Genomic DNA, 580 nt, shown 5'->3' with positions numbered 1-580 from the left:
TGTTGCAGGGTCAATCAATTTCTTACTTGTGATTTGAGCAGTCTCATCGTCACTCAATGCAAATGTAGGGGTTTCTGTTTGAGGAACATTTTGAATGTCTTCAGAAACTTTATTTGTTGGAGTAAGAGTGACTGGATTTACAGTTGGTGTGTAAGTCGCAGATGCTTTGCTTCCGTTCTTATCTTCACGAACAACGGTTACGGCTGGTGCAGTACCAGTAAAGCTTGGATCTGGAACAAATGTAACAGTACCGTCTGCTGCTACTGTATAAGTACCAACGCCATCTACTGTCTTAGAAGTAGATCCATCATCGAAGGTTGCTGGAACAGCATCGTTCATTGGAACACGGCTGTTGCCTTCAGTGAATACAGGCTTACCAGTTTGTGTCGCACCTTGAACACCTGTTGTTTCAGCTGGTTTTGCTGTTGGGGTTACTGGTGTTACGGTTGGTGTGTAAGTCGCTGAAGCCTTAGTTCCGTTCATGTCTTCACGAACAACAGTTACAGCTGGCGCAGTTCCGACAAATGATTTCTCAGGAACAAATGTCACTGTTCCATCTGCAGCTACTGTGAAAGTACCT

Annotated in this window: 1 pseudogene; it reads right to left on the bottom strand. The window is 44.3% G+C overall.

What is annotated here, in order from left to right:
- Positions 1-580 (bottom strand): annotated as a pseudogene (locus HMPREF2926_RS11360) (cell surface protein); the annotation flags it as partial.

The sequence above is a fragment of the Streptococcus sp. HMSC078D09 genome (genome assembly GCF_001813675.1).
Classification (GTDB): Bacteria; Bacillota; Bacilli; order Lactobacillales; family Streptococcaceae; genus Streptococcus.
Note: the sequence above shows the minus strand (reverse complement) of the source record. Positions and strands in the feature narration are given on the sequence as shown.